The following is a 20,631-nucleotide window of genomic DNA, read 5'->3' as shown; positions in this document are numbered from 1 at the left end:
CGTGACGAAGGGAATGGAACGGGGCCGGCCCGAAGGCCGGCGACAGGCCCATCATGCCAGATCGAGGTTGCCGTCCGCGCCGGTCCTGGCGGGCAGGTCGGCCAGGCTGGCCAGCGCGATGCGGCCGTCCAGCGTGCCGATCGCGAGGATGCCGTTGCGCGCCGCCATGGCGTAGATCACCGTGGCGATGCCGTCCAGGCGGACCTTGGCCGACAGGCGCAGGTCGCCGGTGCGGGCGTCGATCAGCATCAGGCTGCCGTCGAGGAAGGCCGCCGCCACCAGGCCGTCGGCCAGTACGATGGCGCTGGCCGACGCCGGCGTGGCGTGGCGCCAGCGTTCCTGGCCGCGCGCCAGGCTCTTGCGGTAGATGAAGCCGCGGTAGGCGCCGTCGACCGTGGGCGAATAGTGCTTGCCAGCGATGACCACTGCCGCGCCGAGGGCATCGTCGACATAGGCCCCGCGGCATTCCATGGCATGGCTGGCCGGCGTGCGATCGGGCTTGAGCACGGGCCAGAGCCGTTCGATGCGGCCGTCAGGGTGGACGATGCACAGGTACTTGCCCTCGTGCGAGCCGGGCGGGGTGCCTTGCAGCGCAAACAGGCAGGGGGCGCCGTTGATGCCGATGTAGTGGTTGAAGCAGTCGTAATGGCCGACGTCCAGCCGCTGTTCGCGGGCCAGCGTCGGATCCAGCAGGATGTCGGCGGCGCCGCGCGCGCGACTGCCGACGCGGTCTTGGCGGCCCAGCAGGCGGCCATCGGCGTCGACCGAGAATGTGTATGCGCCGCCGGTGCAGTCGCGCGCCGCCGCCAGTTGCCCGTCGCGCAGCACGTACAGGCGGGAATCGCGTCGGAAAATGTCGGCCGGGTCGGGGGGCGCCAGCGCGTGCACCGTGACCGCCGCCGCGGGCAGGATTTCGCTGCCGCGGCCGCCGCCTTCGTGGCGCGACAGCAGCTCGCCGTTGCGGTCATAGCGGTCCAGCAGGCAGGCGTCGTGGGTGGCGCCAAGGGTATCGGCGTCGAGCCAGGCGAGGTCCCAGATCGCGCCGCGCAGGCCCAGGTCGGGCAGGCCGGACCAGTCGGCCAGGCGCGTGACCGCAAGACCATCGTCCGGCGGCGTGGCATCGACCATGGCGGTGGTTTCGTCGAGGTCGAGCGCGGCGGGTTCGCCGGCGCGCCAGGCCGCGTCGGAATCATCGATCCGTATCCGCAGCAGCGTATCCGCGGCCGGCGCGGCGTGGTCGTCGTCCTCGTCCCAGGATTCATCCCATGGACGGACCCAGGCTTCGAGCTGCCCGGCATCGTCCAGGTAGCGGCAACGGACCACTTCCGGGACATGCAGGCAGGGACGGCGGCTGCGGCCGTCGGCCCAGTTCCAGATGACGAGGTCGCCTTCGAACAGATAGCCGCCATCGTAGCTGCCCGCGCCGATCGCAATCGCGGGCCGGGTGGGATGGAAAACGACGTCGTTGACCGGCAGGCGCAGCGCGTCGAAGGTGGCGAACGGCGCGGCCTCGCCGCGGCGGTACAGGCCGACGCGGTAGCGCAGGGTGGCGCCGCCATAGACGGCGCGCGCGCGCGGATTGATCAACAGCGGAAAGGCCGAGGCCACCGCCGCGAGCTCGCCGTCGGGACTGAAGAACACGGCGGTGATCTTGCCGGCGCCGCGCAGCGCCGGATTCATGAACGGGTTCACGATGGGCGGGGGCCGCGCGCGCCGATGCGTGGCGCGGCCGGACGTTTGGGTCCGCGCATGCCCGCGCCGGGGTGGCGGCAGGGCGGGACAATGGCGGGCGCGGGCATGGCGGATGCTGACGGCGTCAAGGGTGTGTCACATCAAGGGGGCGCGTCACGTCAAGGGCGCGTCACAATTTGGCCGCGCCGGCCGTGGCCGCGGGTTTCTTGGCGCGAGGCTTGGCCGTGGTGGACGGCTTGGCCGCGGGGGGCGCGTCGAATTCCTGTTTGTTCCGTTCGCCCCGCGGGGTGTTTTCCGGGTGGGGTTTGGGGAACGCCCAGGGTTTGGTTTTCTGATCCATTGCTTGTACTCCTTGCACAGGCCGAACAGTAGCATTAGCCGTGCCAGCGAGTAAGTGAGGGTTGACGTCAATATTCATCGCTTCGTGAGAGAGGACGCGGCAAGCGCGGATGGCCGGGAAAGGCGGCCACGTGGCGGGCTGGCTGACATACGACCGCGGCGGCGGCGCCGCGTTCACTCATGGAAGGCGTTTTATCCGGTATCGAATTGGGCCGCGCGATCGTTCGCGGGCGGGGTGGGTGGCGTGCATGGCCCCGGCGGGCCGCGGCCGGGTGGCCGCGCGTCCGCGATTTCGCGGCGCTGTCCGGCGTTGCCATCGTGCACGGACGGTCCGGATGCGCGAATTTTACCGTGTCGCCGCGCTCGGCCAAATGCAGCCATCCCGCCACGCATCGGGCTCATCCATTTGCATCGCCGAATGAATCATCGCAGCCGGCGCCAGCGGGGCTACGATCGGGGTGTGCACATAGGGAGGGAGCTATGGACACGACCAAGGAATGGTACGCCGCCGTCAAGGAATGGCAGCGCGCGCGCGACGAATTGACCGCCGCCGTCGCCGCCATCAAATGGCCAGATCCCACCTCGGCCTGCCTGGCCACGTACGATCGAGCCTACGCGCATGAGACCGCGGCGCGCGAGCGCATGAACCAGGCCTACGAGCGCGTCCGACGATGACGGGCGGCGCGGTTGCTACACTGCCGCGCATGACGCAAACCCCGAACACCCTGACGATCCGGCTGGCGCGCCCCGACGATGCGGCGGCGCTGGAAGACATATTGACCGCGACCTACGAAGGCACCTGGCGGCCGCAGATGACGCCGGAGAAATACCGGCATTTCCTGGACAGCGGCAAGATCCCGCGTTATGTCGCCGAACGCGGCGCGCGCTTTTACGTGTGCGAAGCCGAAGGCCGGGTGGCGGGCATGGTGGACTGGGAAAAGAACTTCATCTGGGCGCTGCATGTGCATCCGGCGATGCAGCGGCGTGGCGTGGGCGCGGCGCTGCTGGCGCTGGCCGAGGACGGCATGCGCGGCGCCGGTTTCGGCCAGGCGCGGCTGGAAACCGATACCTTCAACATGCAGAGCCGCGCGTTCTACGGCAAGCAGGGCTATGCCGAGATCGACACCTATCCCGACGAGGAATGGGACAGCGGTTTCACCACGGTGCTGCTGGTGAAGACGCTGGCCTGACACGGATGGCGCGGCGGAGGGCGGCGCCACGTTGTGGCTCCATGAATTGATGGCTGGATGGCTCTGGCAATGGGGCCAGGGCGGCGCTATGGTGTGTTTTTCCTCCAGCCAGCCATTGCCGCCATGTACCTGCCGTCCGCCTTTCGCGAAGACTCGCTCGATATCCAGCACGACTTCATCCGCGCCCATCCCCTGGGGGTGCTGGCCACCAGCGGGGACGGCGGGCTGATGGCCAACCACATTCCCTGTCTGCTGTATCCCGAAGGGCCGCGGGGCGTGCTGCGCCTGCACATGGCGCGGGCCAATCCGCAGTGGCGGGAGCTGGCCGACGGCGCCGAGTGCCTGGTGGTGTTCCACGGCGCCCAGGCCTATGTCACGCCGTCCTGGTACGCCACCAAGGCCGAGACCCACAAGGTGGTGCCGACCTGGAACTTCGTGGCCGTGCACGTGTGGGGCACGCCGCGGATCCATGACGATCCGGCCTGGGTGCGCGCGCAGATCGGCGCCTTGACCGACGCGCAGGAAAAGGCGCGGGCCCAGCCCTGGCGCGTCGAGGATGCGCCCGACGATTTCATCGCCGCGCAGATGCGGGCGATCGTCGGCGTGGAAATCGCCATCACGCGCATCGAGGGCAAATGGAAGGTCAGCCAGAACCGCAACGCCGCCGACCGTCAAGGCGTGGCGCAAGGCCTGGCCGACGAGCAGGGCGACGCCGTCATGGCCGGCCTGGTGGCGCGCCGTGGCGGGCTGGACTGAGTCCGCGCCGCCGGGCCGCGCCGCGGCCCCATGCCAGGCAGGCGATCGCGGCGGCTTGCAGGCAGGCCGCCACCGCCAGGAACCCGGACATCGATTGGCCGTCCTGGCCGGCCGTGGCGCGCAACACGCCGAATACCGCCGGCGCAAACGCATAGGCGCCTTGCGACACGGCGACGATCAGCGGCACCACGCGCAGGGCGTCCTCACGGCCGAATTCGCTCTGCGCGATCAATGGCGGCAGCGACGTGGCGTTGCCGATGCCGGCGCCGAACAGCAGCACGCCGGCCCACACCGCCCAGGCGTGGTCCGCCGCCAGCATCAGGACCAGCGAGCCGAGGATCTGCGCGCCATACGATACGCAGGCGACCTTGCGGCGGTCGGCGGACGGCGGCATCAGCCAGCCCACCAGGCTGCGCCCGGCGATGGCGCTTGCCGTGGCCAGGCCCATGGCGATGCCCGCGGTCTGCGCGCCCAGCAGTGGCGCCAGCAATGACAGCAGGTGGGCGATCAGGCCAATCTGCGCGAACAGGCCCAGCGCCATGCCGGCGCCCAGCGACAGAAAGGCGCGATCGCGCCACAGGCGCGGCACCGGCGCCAGCGTGGCGGCCGCGGCCGGTGACTGCGCGTCGGGCGCCACGCCGTCCGGGTGTTGGCCCAACTGACGCGGGGTGACGGCGAATACCTTGCGCGCCAGGATCGCGATCACGATGACCATCGTCGCGCCGATCCACCAGGCCGCCTGCGCGAAACCATAGCCGGAAATCAGGAAGACCCACAGCGGCGAAAATACGATGCCGCCCACGCTGGCGCCGTTGTAGGCCATGCCGAGCGCGGCCGGGCGCCGTTTGACGAACCAGGGCGCGATCAGCGCATTGACCGCCGCCGCGCCCAGCGTCACCCAGCCCATGCCGGAGAACAGCGCGGCCGCGTACAACTGCCACGGCGCCGCCGCGCGCGCCCAGCCCGACACGCCCAGCGCCAGCGCAACGGCGCCCGCCAGGGTCACCGCCGGCACGCCCCAGCGCCGGTACAGGCGCGGCAGATTGGCCACGATCAGCGTGCCGCACAGGAAGTGCAGGCTGACCGCGGCCGAGACCAGCGCCACGCTCCAGCCGGTGCGCTGCACCACGGCGTGCAGGAACACCGGCGGACCGTAGAAGCCCACGCCCCAGCCGAAGACGGCCAGCACGAAGGTGGCGTAGAGAACTTTCCAGCCAAAGAAAACCGGGGTGTCGCGCATGGCGGTGGCCGGCGGCGCCGGCTGTCTTGTTGAGATGACTCGCAGTATGCTTGTGCCTGTACACAACACTTTGGCCGGGACCGAATCATGGAATCCGAGTTCGCCGATATCAATCTGTCCGCCGTCGCGGGCGCCATCGCCGATCCGGCGCGGGCGTGCATGCTGTGCGTGCTGCTGGATGGCCGCGCCCGCACCGCCACGGAACTGGCCGCGGCCGCGGATATCGGCGCGTCCACGGCCAGCAGCCATTTCCAGCGCCTGCGCGAGCAGGGCCTGGTGGAGCAGGCGGCGCAGGGCAAGCACCGCTATTACCGGCTGGCCAATGCCGAAGTGGCGCGCGCGCTGGAAGCGTTGCTGGTGGTGGCGGGCGCCGAGCGCGCGCCATTCAAGCCCAACACGCCATCGGCGCTGCGCGAGGCCCGCACCTGTTATGACCACATGGCGGGCACGCTGGCCGTGCGCGTCCATGATGCGATGCTGGCGCGCCAATGGCTGGCGGCCGATGGCCGCGACTATGTGTTGACGCCGCTGGGCGAGGCTTCGCTGGCACAGGTCGGGGTGGATGTGGCGCAGGCGCGCCAGCGCCGCCGCCGCTTTGCCTGCCCCTGCCTGGATTGGAGCGAGCGCCGCTCGCACCTGGGCGGCGCGCTCGGCGCCGCGCTGCTGGAGGCGTTGTTACGGCGCGGCTGGGTCGACAAGGACCTGGACTCGCGCGCCTTGTCGGTCACGCGCAAGGGCGCGCGCCAGTTCCCGGCGTTTTTCGGCATGCCCGGGGAGGCGGCCGCCGACGCGGTGGACTGGAACCTGACGGGCGGCCACGCCGCCTAGGACCGTTTCGAAGCGGATTTTCATCGCGCCCCCGCGGGCCGGCAGGTCGCGGGCGGGCGCACATCTTTTTTTCATCGGGCATTTGCCCTGTACAGGAGGTGGCCTTGCCTACGCTGGCCCTGCACGCTTTCCGCCGCGCCTTGCCTATCGCGACGGAACTGCGCATCGACGTCAATCACGCTCCGCGCGAAGTGGAGACCGAACTCGATGCCATCCACGACCGCATGAATCGTCCTTCGGACCGCCTGCATGGATTGCCGGAGGTTCAAACCGACATCCCTGGCATGGTGCTTCGCTACCGCGAGGCCGATGGCGAGTATTACGTGTATGTGGTGGACGCGCGGCGCGGCCGGCTGGCGGGCTACACGGTGTTCAACCGGCTGATCGAAGTGGGGCGGCGCGCCGATCCCTACGTGCGCGCGCCGCATTCGAAGTACGCCGCGCCCTACCAGGGCATGGGACTGGCCACCGCGGTCTATCGCTGGGCCCTGGACGCGGGGCTGTGCATCATGAGCGGGGCGCGCCAGTCGGTCGGCGCGCATCGCCTGTGGCTGGGGCTGGCCCGTGATTATCCGCTGGGCTATGCCGACCTGCGGCGCAAGCGGTTGACCTACCTGGGGCCGGCGGTGACGCCGCAGGTGCTGGGCGATCTGCACACCCGCATGTTCCTGCTGGGCCGGGGCTGGACCCTGCCCGACTACCTGCGGGCCACGGGCATGCAGACCCCGGATAGTGCGCTTTCGCAACAGCTTTAGGGAAATCCCCGGGACGGATCGACGCGGCCCCGGCCGGGCGCGGGTCGCGCCCGGCTGTCAGCCGCGTCCTGCCTGCCTGTCGGCGTGGCGGACCGGCCGCCAGGGAAACGGGGACGCAATTAGCGCGGTGCAACAATGTTTCTATCGGATGCCGGGGTTACAAAACTTATCCGAACTGTCATGAACAGGCGCGGTATGCTGGGTCGCAGATAGAGGGCATCCGAAGTGCATCAGAACAACTTGATCTACAAGGGATACCGGCTGACGGCCAAGGTGTCCCGGGGCGCGGGCGATGAAGTCCAAGCGTTGCCGAGCGGCCCCGTTTTCATCGCATCGGTCATGGTGGTCCAGGCTGGCGCCGTGCTGGAAGGTGGCGACGAATATCCCGTGCCACGCTTTGCCGAAGGTGGTTTTGTCTTCAGTCCGCGCGAAGCGGTGCATGCCGCCATCCTGCACGGCCGCGAAATCGTCGACGGCCTGACCAACATGCCATCCTGACGCCGCCGGCCGGCGCTGATGGGGCGCGGTCCGCGGCGGCGGTTATTCCGCGGCGAACACCGCCCGCCAGTCGCGGGTCTTGGCCAGCGTCAGCACGCTGGCCGACTGTTCCAGGATGGTCACGGCTTTCCTGAGTTCCTCGGCCGACGCGCCATCCTCCAGGATCACCATGCGCGAGTTGCGCGCATCGGCCATTTTCACGTCCGACATCTTGCCGTGGGTCTGGTAGACCTGCGTCCAATCCATTTTCTTGCCCGCCTTGAGCGCGATCGGTTCGATATAGGTCAGCGCGGTGCTGCCCGCGGCGCGCACGGCGAAGGCGAAGTCGGCGGTATGGCCGCTGCTGCCCTTGGCGCGCGCGCCCTTGACCATGCGATTGGGGCCGACCCCGGCCGCCAGCGCCCGGCCGACCTGGGCGCGAAAGCGCAGCTGGCTGAAACGCGGCATCCACTTGGCGCACTGGAACGACAGCGCCATGGCCAGCTTGACCGCGTCCCACAGCGCTTCCTGCAACTGCTCGTTGGGGCCGCTGGCGACGATGGCGCCCGACTTGTCGAAGTGCGCCAGGCTCACGCCCGGCGTTTCGTTGAGGATGTCGATCCGCTTGGGCGCCAGTTCGATGCCGTAGCTGGAGGCATGCATCGCGGTTTCACAGGCGTCGGTGAGATAGAACGACGTGTCGTCCGGATGGGCGATGAAGAATGCCGCGTGCTGGCCGTCCAGGCCCAGCGTCATCGGCGAGATCGCGCGGATGGCGTGCTCGCCCGCCGGCAGGACGGTCCAGCCGGAGGCTTCCAGGAAATTGCTCATAGGATCAGTTCGATTTGTCGGCCTTTGAGGGGATGCGCGAAACCGCCGGTCAGGGTCAGGTTGGCCCTCGGCAGGAAGTACTGCATCAGCTCGGCGATCGTGTGCAGGGCGGGCACGATGGGTTCGGCGTAGCCTTCGCCTTCGTCCACCCAGATGTGTTCGTGGCTGCGGTCCGCCAGCGGCTTGCGGTATTGCGGCCGGCCTTCGCCCACCAGGCTGGTGTGGAAGGAGTCGTCGGTGTCGACGCCGAGGACGCGGTGCGGGCCGACGAACAGGCTGGCGCAGAACGCCTCGGCCAGGAAGATGGTGGCCTGGCCGTGCACGTCGGTGCGGGCGCCGCGGTAGGTGGCGCGGAAGATCACGTCGTCGCGCACTTCACCCTTGATGCGGCAAGGGCTGGCGAACTCCATCCACTGGATGCTGGTGGCGGCCGGCTTGGGGATCCAGGTGATCGGCTTGACGGTTTCCTTGGGCTCCGCGAGGATTTCTTGCACCTCATCAGCGGTGATTAACGGTTCGAACTTGTTGGCCATGGAACGGATGTGGTGTCTGGAAATGCGCCGCCGGGCCGCCCAGCGGGAAAAGCCCCCTTGCGGGAGCTCTGGCCCGCGCTTGGTCTGCGCGGGGGCGTAATCTTACAAGATGAAGACGCCCCCGGTCCGCGCGCTGTATGGATATACAGGCGCAATGGCGTCGCGGCCGGCACGCCGGGGCTACAGCGAGCTGGCGGCGAAGGTATCACATTGCTTGAGCTCGCCGCCTTCCAGGCCGCGCTTGAACCAGCGCACCCGCTGGGCCGACGAGCCGTGGGTGAAGGCGTCCGGCACCACGTAGCCCTGGCTCTGCTTTTGCAGCCGGTCGTCGCCGATGGCGGTGGCCGCGGCCAGCGCTTCCTCGACGTCGCCGCCCTCGAGGATGTTGCGGGCGGCGTTGGCGCGTTGCGCCCACAACCCGGCAAAGCAGTCGGCCTGCAGTTCCATGCGCACGGACAGCGCATTGGCCTGCGACGGGTTGCGGCGGCGCAGGTTGTCGACCTGGTCGGAGATGCCCAGCAGGTGCTGCACGTGGTGGCCGACCTCGTGCGCGATGACGTAGGCCTGGGCGAAATCGCCGGGCGCCTTGAAGCGGTTCTGCAATTCGTCGAAGAACGCCAGGTCGATGTAGACCTTGCTGTCGCCCGGGCAGTAGAACGGCCCCATCGCCGCTTGGCCGGTGCCACAGGCCGTGGGCGTGGCGCCACGGAACAGCACCAGCTTGGGCGGCACGTACTGGCGGTTCAAGTCCTTCTGGAAGATGGCGCTCCAGGTGTCCTCGGTTTCGCCCAGCACCTTGGCGACGAAGCGCGCCTGCGGGTCGTTGGCGGGCGGCCGGGCGGCCGGCCCCTGTTGCTGCTGCGCCGGCGGGCCTTCGGCCATCTGCAGCACCACGCTGGGATCGACGCCGAAATACATGGCCACCAGGGCCAGCACGATGGTGCCGATGCCGATGGTGCCTCGGCCGCCGATACGCGGGCCGCTGGCGCGGCGGTCTTCCACGTTGTCGCTTTCGCGGGAATCGTCCAGGCGCATACTGTGTCTCCGGGCGGGCCGGCATGGCCGCCATGTGTTGCCGTGGCCGCCCATGGTGAAGCGGCCTTCAAGAGTGTTAGGATAAACCCATGGCTCTCCATTTAGATATCCACCCCGCGAATCCCCAACCGCGCCTGCTCAAGCAGGCCGCCCAATGGCTGAACGACGGGGGCCTGGTGGCGGTGCCCACCGATTCCAGCTACGCGGTGGTCGCGCGCCTGGACGATAAGAACGCGGCCGACGGCCTGCGCCGCCTGCGCGGCCTGGACGAGCGCCATCACCTCACGCTGCTGTGCCGCGACCTGGCCGAGATCGGCCACTTCGCGCGCGTCGACAACCGCCAGTACCGGCTGCTCAAGGCCGCTACGCCCGGCCCCTGGACCTTCATCCTGGAAGCCACCAAGGAAGTGCCGCGGCGCGTTTCGCACCCATCGCGCAAGACCATCGGCATCCGCGTGCCGGATCACGCCGTGATGCTCGGCCTGCTCGAGCAGATGGGGGCGCCGCTGCTGTCCACCACCCTCATCCCGAAGGACGAGACCGAAGCGTTGAACGACGCCGAGGACATCCGCGAGCGCTACGCCCACGAGCTGGCCGCCATCATCGACGCCGGCGCGTGCCCGCATTCGCCGACCACCGTGATCGACCTGACCGGCGCCGAGCCGGTGGTGGTGCGCGTGGGACGCGGCGACCCGGCCACGCTGGGCCTGGCCTGAAGTCACCGCCGCGCATGGCGCCCGGCGCGACCGCGCGCCTCCACTACAATCCGGTTCGCCATGAACGAACTCATCCAAACCATCGCGGTCTACGCGATACCGGTCATTTTCGCCATCACCCTGCACGAGGCCGCGCATGGTTATGTCGCGCGCATGTTCGGCGATCCGACGGCGTACCAGGCCGGCCGCGTCAGCCTGAACCCGGCGCGCCACATCGATCCGATCGGCACGCTGCTGGTGCCGGTGGTGATCCTGCTGACCTCCAAGCTGCTGGGCAGCCCGGGCATGCTGTTCGGCTGGGCCAAGCCGGTGCCGGTGGATTTCGGCCGCCTGCGCCGTCCCAAGAAAGACATGCTGTGGGTGGCGCTGGCCGGACCCGCCGCCAATCTGCTGATGGCCATCCTGTGGGTGTTTTCGCTGCGCCTGTTCCTGGAATCGGGCATGCAGGAGAGCTTCTGGTTCGAGATGGCGATGGCCGGCGTGCAGGTCAACCTGGTGCTGATGGCGCTGAACCTGCTGCCGATTCCGCCGCTGGATGGGGGACGCATCCTTTTCAGCCTGCTGCCCAACCGCCTGGCCTGGCAATACTCGAAAATCGAGCCGTATGGGCTGGTGATCGTGGTGGTGCTGCTGGTGACCGACGTGCTCTGGATATTGATGCGTCCGGTATTGGCTTTGGGAACGACGATCGTTCAGTGGTTCCTCTAGGATTTTGGCCAATATCCGTTAAACTCAGCGGTTTCACTGATTCTGGCCCTGGGGCATCCCGCCGTGGGGCTTTGGAGCCCCTCATTTATGGCATCCCCTGCAACCGCCGCAGGCGTTAATTTCCAGGGCAGCATGGTGGCCCTCGTCACCCCGATGCAGCCCGACGGCAGCCTGGACTACGCTGCCTACCGGTCGTTGATCGATTGGCATATCCAGGAAGGAACCGATGCGCTGGTGGTGGTGGGCACCACCGGGGAATCGCCGACGGTTTCCATGGAAGAACACGCGGAACTGATCCGCGTGGCGGTCGAGCATGCGGCGGGCCGCATCCCGGTCATTGCCGGCGTGGGCGCCAACTCCACCGACGAAGCCATCCACCTCACGCGCCACGCCAAGGCGGTGGGCGCGCAGGCCGGCCTGTCGGTGGTGCCGTACTACAACAAGCCCTCGCAGGAAGGCCTGTACCGCCACTTCCGCGCCATCGCCGAAGCCGTGGACCTGCCGACCATCCTGTACAACGTGCCGGGCCGCACCGTGGCCGACATGAGCAACGAAACGGTGCTGCGCCTGGCGCAGGTGCCGGGCATCATCGGCATCAAGGACGCCACCGGCGACATCGCCCGCGGCGGCCTGCTGTTGCGCGAGGCGCCGGCCAGCTTCCAGGTGTTCAGTGGCGATGATCCCACCGCCGCCGCCCTGATCCTACTGGGCGCGCGCGGCAACATTTCGGTGACCGCCAACGTCGCGCCCAAGCTGATGCGCGACCTCTGTGCCGCCGCCCTGGCGGGCAATGTGCCGAAGGTGCGTGAACTTAATGCGCACCTGGCCCGTCTGAACAAGGCTTTGTTCGTTGAAGCCAATCCTATTCCCGTCAAGTGGGCGCTGGCCGAAATGGGCCGCACCGCACTGGGCTACCGGTTGCCGCTGGTGGAACTGGGCGCGCCGCACCACGAAACGGTGCGTCGCGCGCTCCAGGAAACGGGCCTGCTCTAAATATCGTGAGGATACGTATGAACAAGCGTCATGCCGGTCTGTCGGCATTGATGTCTCTGGTGTTGTTGGCCGGCTGCAGCGAGGTCAACCAATTCCTGGGCAATGAAGAGTCCGTCAACTACAAGAGCGCCGTCACGCAACGTGGCGAGCCGCTCAGCATCCCGCCCGACCTGACCCAGGCCGCCAGCGATCCGCGCTACCGCGCGCCGGCGTCGGGCTCGACCACCTACTCGCAATTCCAGCAGCAGGGCCAGGCCCAGGCCAACGCGCCCAAGGCCAGCAACGTGCTGCCCAACCGCCAGGACATGCGCGTCGAACGCGACGGCGACCTGCGCTGGCTGGTGGTCGACCGCGCGCCCGAGGACGTGTTCCCGCGCCTGGTCGACTTCTGGACCGAAAACGGCTTCACCGTCGCCAGCAACAATCCGGCCGCCGGCCTGATCGAGACCGACTGGGCGGAAAACCGCGCCAAGATCCCTGAAAGCTGGCTGCGCCAGGCCCTGGGCGCGGTGCTGGAATCGGCCTGGGACAGCGGCGAGCGCGAGAAATTCCGCACCCGCGTCGAACGCGTCAACGGCCACACCGAGATCTACGTCAGCCACCGCCAGATGCTGGAAAAGCGCGTTGGCAACGACGGCTCCCAGGTGCAATGGCAGAATGGCAAGGAAGACCCGGGCCTGAACGCCGCCATGCTGGCGCGCATGATGGTCTACCTGGGCACCGACGTCGACAACGCCCGCAAGCTGGTGCAGCAGGCCGAGGCCGCGCCGCAGAAGCCCGCGGTGCAGCAGGACGTCCGCACCCAGGGCGCCGCCCTGATCGTCAGCGAGTCGTTCGACCGGGCCTGGCGCCGTGTCGGCGTGGCGCTGGATGGCGGCGGCTTCTCGGTCGAGGACCGCGACCGGTCCGCTGGCGATTACTTCGTGCGCTACGTCGACACCGACACCGGCGAGAAGATCGACCAGCCGGGCTTCTTCAGCCGCATGTTCTCGGGCGACAAGAAGGCCGAGGCGCCGCAGTACCGCATCCATCTGGTCGGCAGCGGCGAACAGACCACCGTCACGGTGCTGGATGCCAAGGGCGAACGCGACAACAGCGCCACCGCCCAGCGCCTGCTGAGCGTGCTGAAAGACAAGATGTGATCACACATCCCCGGCGAGCGCCACGGCGCTCGTATGGACCCGGAAAAGGCCCCTTGCGGGCCTTTTTCTTTGCGCGCGGGGGCTGGCCGCTCATCGGCCGCCGGACAGAGGGCATGGCCGTGGCGCGGCGGCTGCGCGCAAACAAAAACCCCGGCGCGAGGCCGGGGTTTTTGTTTGCCGTGATCAGCGCGGGGGTTGTTCGCTGATCAGGAAGCGGGCGTGGTCGAGCCGCCAGGGGTGGTCGAGCCACCGCCGGGCGTGGTGCCAGGCGTGGGGGCCGGGGCCGGCGAGGTGGCCGGCGGCGTGCTCGAGGGCGCCGGGGTGCTGGCGCCCGGCGTGGGGTTGTTCGCGGGCGCCGGGGCATCTTCCTTCTTGTTGCACGCGCTGAGCGACACCGCCAGCACCGAGGCAATAATCAAGGTTTTGCTCATCATTTTTAGACTCCTGTAGATGACGACTCTTGAAACCCCGTCAGGGGAAACCAGAATCCAGGCTACAGGAAGCCGTAAGCGATGCGAGTGTGAAAGTTAAAAAGGTCGCATCCCAACGGCAACAAACCTTTCCGGGCGGTGTGTTGTCTTGCTTTATGTGACCCTGCGCACAGACCTCATTGCGTTCTGTGCAAGATGGATACGCGCAGGTGTCTGGATACTACGAGGCGACGTAATGCAGCCAGCCGGAGTCGAGCCAGTCCGCCAGGCATGCGCGGGCCTCGTCGGACAGGCGCGCGCAGGCCGGATCGGCGCAGTCCAGGCTGCGCGCGTCGGCCAGCTTGCAGAGCGCGGGCGCGGTCGGCGTCATGGCGGTCTCGCCGTTGATGAAGAGCTGTTTGCCGCGATAGAGCATGCGGCTGCGGCGATCCAGCACCAGCCTGCCGCTGGCGGGCCAGTCTTCTTCCAGGTCCACGTCCAGCCCCTCGGGGCCGTCGAACACGCTGAGGTTGCTGGGCTCGGTCAGCCAGCAGCCCAGGAAGCGCGAGGCCAGCGCGTCGTCGAAACGCAGCTTGCCGACGGTGTCGAGCGTGGCCTGCACCAGCGCATCGGGTACCTGCGCCGGCGTGGCCACGGCGGCCTGGGCCGGATCGCGGTAGACGGCTGACAACTTGGGGCCGGGCAGCGCCGGTTCGCCGTAGGGGCCGCCCAGCAGGCCGACGCGCGCCATCACCTGGTCGGCGGCGGCCTCGAGCAGGCCGCGCGCCAGCGTGGCTTGCGTGGGGGCCCGGAAACCGATGGAGATGGTCATGCAGCCGTCGCCCGCGGCGATGCCGTCGTGCGCGGCCTGCGGCGGCAGGTAGAGCATGTCGCCCGGCGCCAGCACGGCTTGTTCTTCGGGCTGGAAATGGCTGAGGATCTTGAGCGGCAGGCCGGGTTCGAGCGACAGGTCCTTCTGACGCCCGTAGCGCCATTCGCGCTCGCCGGCCGCTTGCAGCAGGAATACGTCATAGCTGTCGAAGTGCGGACCGACGCCGCCGCCATGGCTGGCGATGCTGATCATCACGTCGTCCAGGCGCGCGTCCGGGATGAAGCGGAACTGCTGCATCAGCTCGGCCGCGGCGTCGCTGTGCAGGTCGACGCTTTGCACCAGCAGGGTCCAGTCGCCTTCGTTGTCCTTGGGCAGGCGGGCGAAGGGGCCGTTTTCCATCTGCCATTCGCCGTTCTCGCGCCAGATCAGGCGCGATTCGACGTCGTCGCGGCGCGCCAGTTTCTTGATCGCGGCGATGGTGACCGGCGGCTTGAAATCCGGGATGGCCTGGCGGATCAGCAGCGGCTTCTTCTGCCAGTAGCGGCGCATGAAGTCGTTGGGGCTCTGGTTGCCCAGCAGCGGCAGGGGGTGGTCGAGGTTCATTGCAGGTGCTTCTTCAGGCGGTAGAGGGCGTCCAGCGCTTCGCGCGGGGTCAGGCTGTCGGGGTCGATGCCGGCGAGCTCCTCGCGCAGCGTGTCCAGCGCCTCGATGGCGTCGGCGCGGTCGGCTTCGGCATAGGCCTGCGCGTCGGCGTCGGCCGCGGCCGAGAACAGGCCCAGCTGCGGCGTGGGCGCGCCTTGCGCCTCGAGGCGTTCGAGTTCGCGGGTGGCCTGGCGGATCACGGCGGCGGGCACGCCGGCGCGCTGCGCCACCTGGATCCCGTAGCTGCGGCTGGCCGGGCCTTCGCGCACTTCGTGCAGGAACACGATGCCGCCGGCCGATTCGGCCGCGGCCAGGTGCACGTTGGCCGAAGCGGGTTGTTCGGCCGGCAGGCGCGTCAGTTCGAAATAGTGGGTGGCGAACAGCGTCAGGGCGCGGTTGTGCGCCAGCAGGCGGCAGGCGATGGCCCAGGCCAGCGCCAGGCCGTCGTAGGTGGAGGTGCCACGGCCGATCTCGTCCATCAGCACCAGGCTGTTGGGCGTGCTGGCCGCGAGAATGGCGGCGGCCTCGGTCATCTCCATCATGAAGGTCGAGCGTCCGCCGGCCAGGTCGTCGGCGGCGCCGATGCGGGTGAAGATGCGGTCGATGCGGCCGATGCGGGCGCGCGCCGCCGGCACGAAGCTGCCGATGCGCGCCAGCAGCACGATCAACGCCACCTGCCGCATGTAGGTCGATTTACCGCCCATGTTGGGGCCGGTGATGAGCAGCATGCGGCGCGCCGGATCGAGGCGGCAGCCGTTGGGCGTGAAGCGCTCGATGGCCTGTTCGACCACGGGATGGCGGCCGGCATCGATATCGATGTCGGCCTGCTCGGACAATTCGGGGGCGATCCAGTCGTGCCGCCGCGCGTGTTCGGCCAATGCCGCCAGGGTGTCCAGTTCGGCCAGCGCGCCGGCGCAATCGGACAGCGGGCGCACGTGTTCGGCCAGCACGTCCAGCAGCTGCTCGAACAGCCACTTTTCGCGCGCCAGCGAGCGGTCCTGCGCCGACAGCACCTTGTCTTCCCAGGTCTTGAGTTCCGGGGTGATGTAGCGTTCGGCGTTCTTGAGCGTCTGCCGGCGGCGGTAGTCTTCCGGCACCTTGGCGGTCTGGCCCTTGGTGACCTCGATGTAGAAGCCGTGCACGCGGTTGAATTCGACGCGCAGGTTGCTGATGCCGGTGCGCTCGCGTTCGCGCGCTTCCAGTTGCACCAGGAAGTCGCCGCCGTCGGCGGCCAGGGCGCGCAGTTCGTCCAGTTCGGCGTCAAAGCCGGTGGCCAGCACGCCGCCGTCGCGGATCGCCACGGCCGGCTCGGCGGCGATGGCGCGCACCAGCAGGGCGGCCAGCGCCGGGTCCACCGACAGTTGCGAGATCAGGTCGTTCAGCCGCGGCGATGCGGCCATCGGCGCGACCAGGTCGCGCAGCGCCGGCAGGGCTTGCAGGGCGTCGCGCAGGCTCGCCAGTTCGCGCGGACGCACCGAGCGCAGCGCCAGCCGCGCGGCGATGCGCTCGATGTCGGGAAAGGCATTGAGCGCGCCGCGCAGCGTCTCCAGCAGGCCGGCCGAGCCGAAGGTCTGTTCGACGTCCATGCGGCCGGCCAACAGCGTCGAGATGGCCTGCTGGCGGGCCTGGGCCGGGGCGTTGTCGCGCAGCGGATGGTGCAGCCAGCGGCGCAGCAGGCGGCTGCCCATCGGCGTGCGGCAGCCGTCCAGCAGCGAGAACAGCGTGGGCGAATCCTCGCCCGACAGCGTCTGCGTCAGTTCGAGGTTGCGGCGCGTGACCGGATCGAGCAGCACGAACTGGCCGGGCCGTTCGGCCGACAGGCTCTGCACGTGCGCCAGCGCCTGCGACTGGGTGCGGGCGGCATAGCGCAGCAGCGCGCCGGCGGCGCAGATGCCGGCCGGCATGTCTTCGATATCGAAGCCGGCCAGCGTGTCGGTCTTGAAATGCGCGAGCAGGTGCGCGCGGGCGCCGTCGCTTTCGAAGTGCCAGTCCGGCACGCGCGAACGGGCGCCTTCGAACGGAAAGTCGAATTCGGCGCTGTCGGCGCAGACGATTTCGGCCGGGGCGATGCGGTGCAGTTCGGATTCGAGCTGCGCCGGCGCGCATTCGGTGACGCGGAAGTCGCCGCTGGCCAGGTTCAGCCATGCGAGACCGGCGCGCGGCGCGCGCGCATTGCCGGTGACGAACACCGCGGCCAGCGCGCGGTCGGCCTTGGCCGGCAGCAACGCGTCGTCGGTCAGCGTGCCGGGGGTGACGATGCGCACGATGCGGCGCTCGACCGGGCCCTTGGAGGCCGCGGGATCGCCGATCTGCTCGCAGATGGCGACGGACTCGCCCATCGCCACCAGCCGCGCCAGGTACTGCTCCATCGCGTGCACCGGCAACCCGGCCATGGGGATGGGCGTGCCGTTGGACGAGCCGCGCTTGGTCAACGTCAGGTTGAGCAGCCGCGCGCCGCGTTCCGCGTCTTCATAGAACATTTCATAGAAGTCGCCCATGCGGTAGAACAGCAGCAAGGGGCCGGCCTCCGCTTTCAGGCGGAGGTATTGCTGCATCATGGGAGTGTGGCCGGCGTGGGCCTCGGCGGCGGTGGTCTGTGTTGCGGAATTCATGCCCGTGATTGTATCGGGCCGGGGCGGGGTGGGGGAGCGGGCGCCGGAGGCTTTTACGACGGTGCCTGGCGGGTCGGCCTGGCGTGGGGAGCGTCAGGGCAGAAAGGGCAGCAGGACGATGCCATGGACCAGGATGAAGATGCCGAAGACGCTCATGGGCGGCAGGGGGCGGCTTGCAGGAGGGCGCCGCCTATCATTGCTCGCCTTTCATTCGTCCATTGCGGCTTGAACGGTCTGGGACTTCGGCGATCTCCGGATACCGTCGTCCGTGGGTGGGCTGCCGCGCGGCGGCCTCGATCTGGGCCCAGGTCTGCGCGTCGGTCGGCTCAACGCCCTCAAGCGACAAGGAGATGGCGAGGCTTGGCGCCTGCTGCGTGCAGGAGGAAGCGGTTTTACGCGAATGGACGGTGCTCATCGGAGCCTCCGTTGAAGACCTTACGAACGTAGCGTAGCAGCTTTCCCCACGATGTGCTGTGAGGCGCCAGGTCGAACAGCATCATGCGCTGGGTGCCGTGGGCATCCCACCAGGCCGGGTCCCTGGCCAAGATTTTCTGGATTGTCTGGCAGCCCTGCAAATATGGCGCGGCGGCCAGCTCATCGGAGGCGATGTCGGCGTCGAAGCCGAATTTTGGCCAGATCCGGTAGCCGACGTAGCGTTTCCCGGCGCCCGGGCCACCGGCCGCGACCAGCGAGATATGCGACAGCCCGGCCAGATGCGCGGTAATTGCTGACAGCGCGAAGGCGATGGTGCCAAGACCCGGTGGCGCGTGGTGCGCCAGGCATATGCAGTCGATGTGCATGTTCTTGACGATAAGCGTGCTGTCGTGTTTGTCGCGTGCGCGGTAGAGTCCCAGTCTGTTCTTGTTCGGGCTTTGGATGATGCCGTTGTTGATGATGGAGAAGTACAGCCCCGCCGGGGCATCGTGAAGGGGCTTGCGGGCGAACTGCGCGTGGACCCGGCTTCCGTTGAAAACGGTGAACAGGTGGGCGAACTCGAGTGTCGAGATCATCCGATCCATGCCGTGGATGAGTTCGCCCGGTACAAGGGTCCTGCCGTCCAGCCGTATGCCGCGGCCGCTCAAATGAGCGATGCCGATCGGATGGCGCAACAGCGCCACATGCAGTGATCGCAGATGCGATCGATAAAAGTCTGTAGGTTCGAGCGGCACGCCGAAGATCCGTCCATCGATGAGGTCGCGGGGCCTTGGCGGGCACCCGTTAACGCATGGATGTCAGGGTATCGGGTTGATGGTGACGGCACACGTCGCGGTGTGATGTTTGCAGCATCATCGGGATGCGCAGCGGCATCCCGGGCGGCGTTCCGCTCGATTCAGCGGCAGAGACTCAATACAACGTGCTGGCCACGCGCGCCGGCAGGTCGCGGTCGTAGGCCGCGCCGTCGAAGGTGCCGGCGCTCAGGTCGGAGAGCATGCGGCCGACGCTGGGCAGCGCCGTGCGCGGGATCTGGGTGGCGGGGTCCCACAGCCGCGAGCGCAGCAGGGCGCGCGAGCACTGGAAGTAGACGGTCTGCACGTCGACGATCAGGACCGAGCGCGGCTGCTTGCCGTCCATCTCGAAGCGTTGCAGCAGCGCCGGGTCGACGCTGATGCGCGCGCTGCCGTTCACGCGCAGCGTCTCGTTGACGCCGGGAACCAGGAACAGCAGCGCCACGCGCGGTTCGGCCAGGATGTTGCGCAGGCTGTCGATGCGGTTATTGCCGCGCCGGTCCGGCAGCAGCAAGGTCTTTTCATCCTCGACCACGACGAAACCGGCGGGATCGCCGCGCGGCGACACATCCAGGCCGTCGGGGCCGGAGGTGGCCAGCGCCACAAAGGGCGCGGCCTCGATGAAGGCGCGGTAGTGCGGATGGACGTGGTCCACTTCCTTCTTGAGCGAAGCTTCGCCCGGTTCGCCATACAGGGCTTGCAGGGCGGCGGCGTCGGTGACGAGGTGGGGGGTGTCCAAGGGCATGGCGAAGGCTCGGGGAAAGAGAGGGGCGGCGGGCTATTGCACCCGTACCGGCATGCTGCAGTCGGAGAAGAATACCTCACAGGCGCAGCGCGCCACTGATGACGATCAGGGCTTCGTTGTAGTCGTGCGTTTCGGCGGGGGAGGGCTGGCCGTCCATCCGCAGGATCTTGACGTTGCAGCCGCCAGTCTGGGCCAGCACGCGGGACTTCCAGGCGTCGGGCAGGCCGTTGGCGGCGTCGAGCAGGTCGAGCAGGGGCATGGTGGGCTTGCCAGGCGCGCGCCTGGCGCGAGAGGAAGGCGTTCTCACGCCCTGGGGAGAGGGGGAAGGGACCGTTCAGGCTTCCTGGCCGTAGCCGAAAGGCCAGCGGCGGCGGGTGGGTTCGGGCTTGGCGGTGTCTTCTTGCATGTTTTTCTCCGTAGGGTGCATTCCGGGGAATTCTATTTCCCGAGATGTAACAGCATTGCAAGGGATCGTTAGCACTCTGTCGTCGCGGCGGCCCCCTAGTCGGGCGCGAACAGCGTGACCTGGCGTTCGAGCGCGTAGGTGGCGCGGTAGCTGGCGGGCGTGGCGCCGCGGTCGATCAGCAGCAGGCCCTCGCGTTCGGCGGTGGCCAGGACGTCGCGCAGCTTCTGGCCGCTTTCCAGGCCGGTGGCTTCCTGCAGCCGTTGCAGGGGCAGGTAGTCGCCGTTCTTGACGCCGCCGAGGCGCGTAAAGGCGCTGAGCCAGATGCTGCGGCTGGGCGGGGAATTGATCAGACTGGTCATGGGCAGGGGTCCCTTGCGGTCGAATTACTGTATGAATGAACAGTATATCCGAACGTCGGACCAATCCCCGGTAGCGCATGTCGCACGGGTTTGAGGCATGGGGCAACGCTGAGGCCGGCAGCGTTTGCCGGCTCCGAACCGCGCCATGCACAATGGCGTCTCGC

The 20,631-nt window shown here is 68.3% G+C and carries 23 protein-coding genes; 10 read left to right on the top strand and 13 right to left on the bottom strand.

The annotated features are described in order from the left end of the window. Window positions 1–51 precede the first annotated feature (51 nt). Window positions 52–1,680 (bottom strand): PQQ-binding-like beta-propeller repeat protein, encoded by a 1,629-nt coding sequence (locus tag AC6CR5_RS12590; protein WP_223821468.1) that lies wholly within the window; start codon window positions 1,678–1,680, stop codon window positions 52–54. A gap of 831 nt (window positions 1,681–2,511) precedes the next feature. Here AC6CR5_RS12590 and AC6CR5_RS12585 point away from each other — a divergent pair. The 3 genes from AC6CR5_RS12585 (at window position 2,512) to AC6CR5_RS12575 (ending at window position 3,977) form a co-directional block, all read left to right on the top strand. After that, window positions 2,512–2,706 (top strand): hypothetical protein, encoded by a 195-nt coding sequence (locus AC6CR5_RS12585; protein ID WP_006386486.1) that lies wholly within the window; start codon window positions 2,512–2,514, stop codon window positions 2,704–2,706. A 29-nt stretch (window positions 2,707–2,735) separates the two neighbouring features. After that, window positions 2,736–3,221 carry a GNAT family N-acetyltransferase gene (locus tag AC6CR5_RS12580; RefSeq protein ID WP_429927937.1) on the top strand — a complete coding sequence of 162 codons (486 nt, stop codon included), beginning with the start codon at window positions 2,736–2,738 and terminating at the stop codon, window positions 3,219–3,221. A 123-nt stretch (window positions 3,222–3,344) separates the two neighbouring features. Next, a complete protein-coding gene (locus AC6CR5_RS12575) occupies window positions 3,345–3,977 on the top strand; it encodes an FMN-binding negative transcriptional regulator (RefSeq protein ID WP_026384422.1) in 633 nt (210 codons plus the stop codon). Here the strand turns inward: AC6CR5_RS12575 and AC6CR5_RS12570 are convergent. After that, window positions 3,937–5,217 carry an MFS transporter gene (locus tag AC6CR5_RS12570; RefSeq protein ID WP_498085685.1) on the bottom strand — a complete coding sequence of 427 codons (1,281 nt, stop codon included), beginning with the start codon at window positions 5,215–5,217 and terminating at the stop codon, window positions 3,937–3,939. The two genes, AC6CR5_RS12575 and AC6CR5_RS12570, sit on opposite strands and share 41 nt — an antisense overlap. 87 nt (window positions 5,218–5,304) lie before the next feature. On the opposite strand from AC6CR5_RS12570, the gene AC6CR5_RS12565 reads away from it, so the two are divergent. The 3 genes from AC6CR5_RS12565 to AC6CR5_RS12555 all read left to right on the top strand — a co-directional run bounded on the left by AC6CR5_RS12565 (window position 5,305) and on the right by AC6CR5_RS12555 (window position 7,298). After that, window positions 5,305–6,045 carry an ArsR/SmtB family transcription factor gene (locus AC6CR5_RS12565; protein ID WP_437257390.1) on the top strand — a complete coding sequence of 247 codons (741 nt, stop codon included), beginning with the start codon at window positions 5,305–5,307 and terminating at the stop codon, window positions 6,043–6,045. A 104-nt stretch (window positions 6,046–6,149) separates the two neighbouring features. After that, entirely contained in the window at window positions 6,150–6,800 is a 651-nt protein-coding gene (locus tag AC6CR5_RS12560) for a hypothetical protein (protein WP_054447202.1), read from the top strand. Window positions 6,801–7,025: 225 nt separating this feature from the next. Then, entirely contained in the window at window positions 7,026–7,298 is a 273-nt protein-coding gene (locus tag AC6CR5_RS12555; RefSeq protein ID WP_006386492.1) for a hypothetical protein, read from the top strand. 42 nt (window positions 7,299–7,340) lie between these two features. Here the strand turns inward: AC6CR5_RS12555 and AC6CR5_RS12550 are convergent, their stop codons facing one another. From AC6CR5_RS12550 to ypfJ, 3 genes are all read right to left on the bottom strand, one after another. Next, entirely contained in the window at window positions 7,341–8,108 is a 768-nt protein-coding gene (locus tag AC6CR5_RS12550) for a DUF1828 domain-containing protein (protein ID WP_006386493.1), read from the bottom strand. Then, window positions 8,105–8,641 carry a hypothetical protein gene (locus AC6CR5_RS12545; RefSeq protein ID WP_006386494.1) on the bottom strand — a complete coding sequence of 179 codons (537 nt, stop codon included), beginning with the start codon at window positions 8,639–8,641 and terminating at the stop codon, window positions 8,105–8,107. The genes AC6CR5_RS12550 and AC6CR5_RS12545 overlap by 4 nt, the downstream gene beginning before the upstream one ends. Window positions 8,642–8,821: 180 nt before the next feature. Beyond that, the gene (ypfJ, locus tag AC6CR5_RS12540) at window positions 8,822–9,676 is read right to left on the bottom strand and encodes a KPN_02809 family neutral zinc metallopeptidase (protein ID WP_006386495.1); all 855 of its coding nucleotides are present in this window, start codon (window positions 9,674–9,676) and stop codon (window positions 8,822–8,824) included. Window positions 9,677–9,765: 89 nt separating this feature from the next. Here ypfJ and AC6CR5_RS12535 point away from each other — a divergent pair, with 89 nt between their 5' ends. The 4 genes from AC6CR5_RS12535 to bamC all read left to right on the top strand — a co-directional run bounded on the left by AC6CR5_RS12535 (window position 9,766) and on the right by bamC (window position 13,235). Beyond that, on the top strand, window positions 9,766–10,392 hold the full coding sequence (locus AC6CR5_RS12535; RefSeq protein WP_006386496.1) for an L-threonylcarbamoyladenylate synthase: 627 nt from the start codon (window positions 9,766–9,768) through the stop codon (window positions 10,390–10,392). A gap of 60 nt (window positions 10,393–10,452) precedes the next feature. Further along, entirely contained in the window at window positions 10,453–11,100 is a 648-nt protein-coding gene (locus AC6CR5_RS12530; protein WP_020928926.1) for a site-2 protease family protein, read from the top strand. Window positions 11,101–11,187: 87 nt separating this feature from the next. After that, entirely contained in the window at window positions 11,188–12,093 is a 906-nt protein-coding gene (dapA, locus tag AC6CR5_RS12525) for a 4-hydroxy-tetrahydrodipicolinate synthase (RefSeq protein WP_006386498.1), read from the top strand. A gap of 17 nt (window positions 12,094–12,110) precedes the next feature. Further along, window positions 12,111–13,235: an NlpB/DapX family lipoprotein gene (bamC, locus tag AC6CR5_RS12520; RefSeq protein ID WP_498085684.1), complete on the top strand. Its 1,125-nt coding sequence runs from the start codon at window positions 12,111–12,113 to the stop codon at window positions 13,233–13,235. A 206-nt stretch (window positions 13,236–13,441) separates the two neighbouring features. Here the strand turns inward: bamC and AC6CR5_RS12515 are convergent, their stop codons facing one another. The 8 genes from AC6CR5_RS12515 to AC6CR5_RS12480 form a co-directional block, all read right to left on the bottom strand. After that, a complete protein-coding gene (locus tag AC6CR5_RS12515; protein ID WP_006386500.1) occupies window positions 13,442–13,669 on the bottom strand; it encodes a hypothetical protein in 228 nt (75 codons plus the stop codon). A gap of 217 nt (window positions 13,670–13,886) precedes the next feature. Next, window positions 13,887–15,080, bottom strand: a complete 1,194-nt coding sequence (locus tag AC6CR5_RS12510) for a ribosomal protein uL16 3-hydroxylase (protein WP_054483274.1) — start codon at window positions 15,078–15,080, stop codon at window positions 13,887–13,889. Then, window positions 15,077–17,731: a DNA mismatch repair protein MutS gene (gene mutS / locus AC6CR5_RS12505; protein WP_498085683.1), complete on the bottom strand. Its 2,655-nt coding sequence runs from the start codon at window positions 17,729–17,731 to the stop codon at window positions 15,077–15,079. Before mutS ends, AC6CR5_RS12510 begins: the two co-directional genes overlap by 4 nt. A gap of 193 nt (window positions 17,732–17,924) precedes the next feature. Continuing rightward, on the bottom strand, window positions 17,925–18,146 hold the full coding sequence (locus AC6CR5_RS12500) for a hypothetical protein (RefSeq protein WP_006386503.1): 222 nt from the start codon (window positions 18,144–18,146) through the stop codon (window positions 17,925–17,927). Next, window positions 18,124–18,900, bottom strand: a complete 777-nt coding sequence (locus AC6CR5_RS12495) for a hypothetical protein (protein WP_054444289.1) — start codon at window positions 18,898–18,900, stop codon at window positions 18,124–18,126. The genes AC6CR5_RS12500 and AC6CR5_RS12495 overlap by 23 nt, the downstream gene beginning before the upstream one ends. A gap of 175 nt (window positions 18,901–19,075) precedes the next feature. After that, on the bottom strand, window positions 19,076–19,702 hold the full coding sequence (locus AC6CR5_RS12490; protein ID WP_047991461.1) for a pyridoxamine 5'-phosphate oxidase family protein: 627 nt from the start codon (window positions 19,700–19,702) through the stop codon (window positions 19,076–19,078). A 76-nt stretch (window positions 19,703–19,778) separates the two neighbouring features. Then, on the bottom strand, window positions 19,779–19,961 hold the full coding sequence (locus tag AC6CR5_RS12485) for a cupin domain-containing protein (RefSeq protein ID WP_047991705.1): 183 nt from the start codon (window positions 19,959–19,961) through the stop codon (window positions 19,779–19,781). A gap of 242 nt (window positions 19,962–20,203) precedes the next feature. Next, window positions 20,204–20,467 (bottom strand): hypothetical protein, encoded by a 264-nt coding sequence (locus tag AC6CR5_RS12480; RefSeq protein ID WP_054441015.1) that lies wholly within the window; start codon window positions 20,465–20,467, stop codon window positions 20,204–20,206. Between the last annotated feature and the right edge of the window lie 164 nt (window positions 20,468–20,631).

This window comes from Achromobacter sp. EG18, assembly GCF_059759395.1.
The sequence above is the reverse complement of the archived record's forward strand: the minus strand, read 5'-3'. Positions and strand labels throughout refer to the sequence as shown.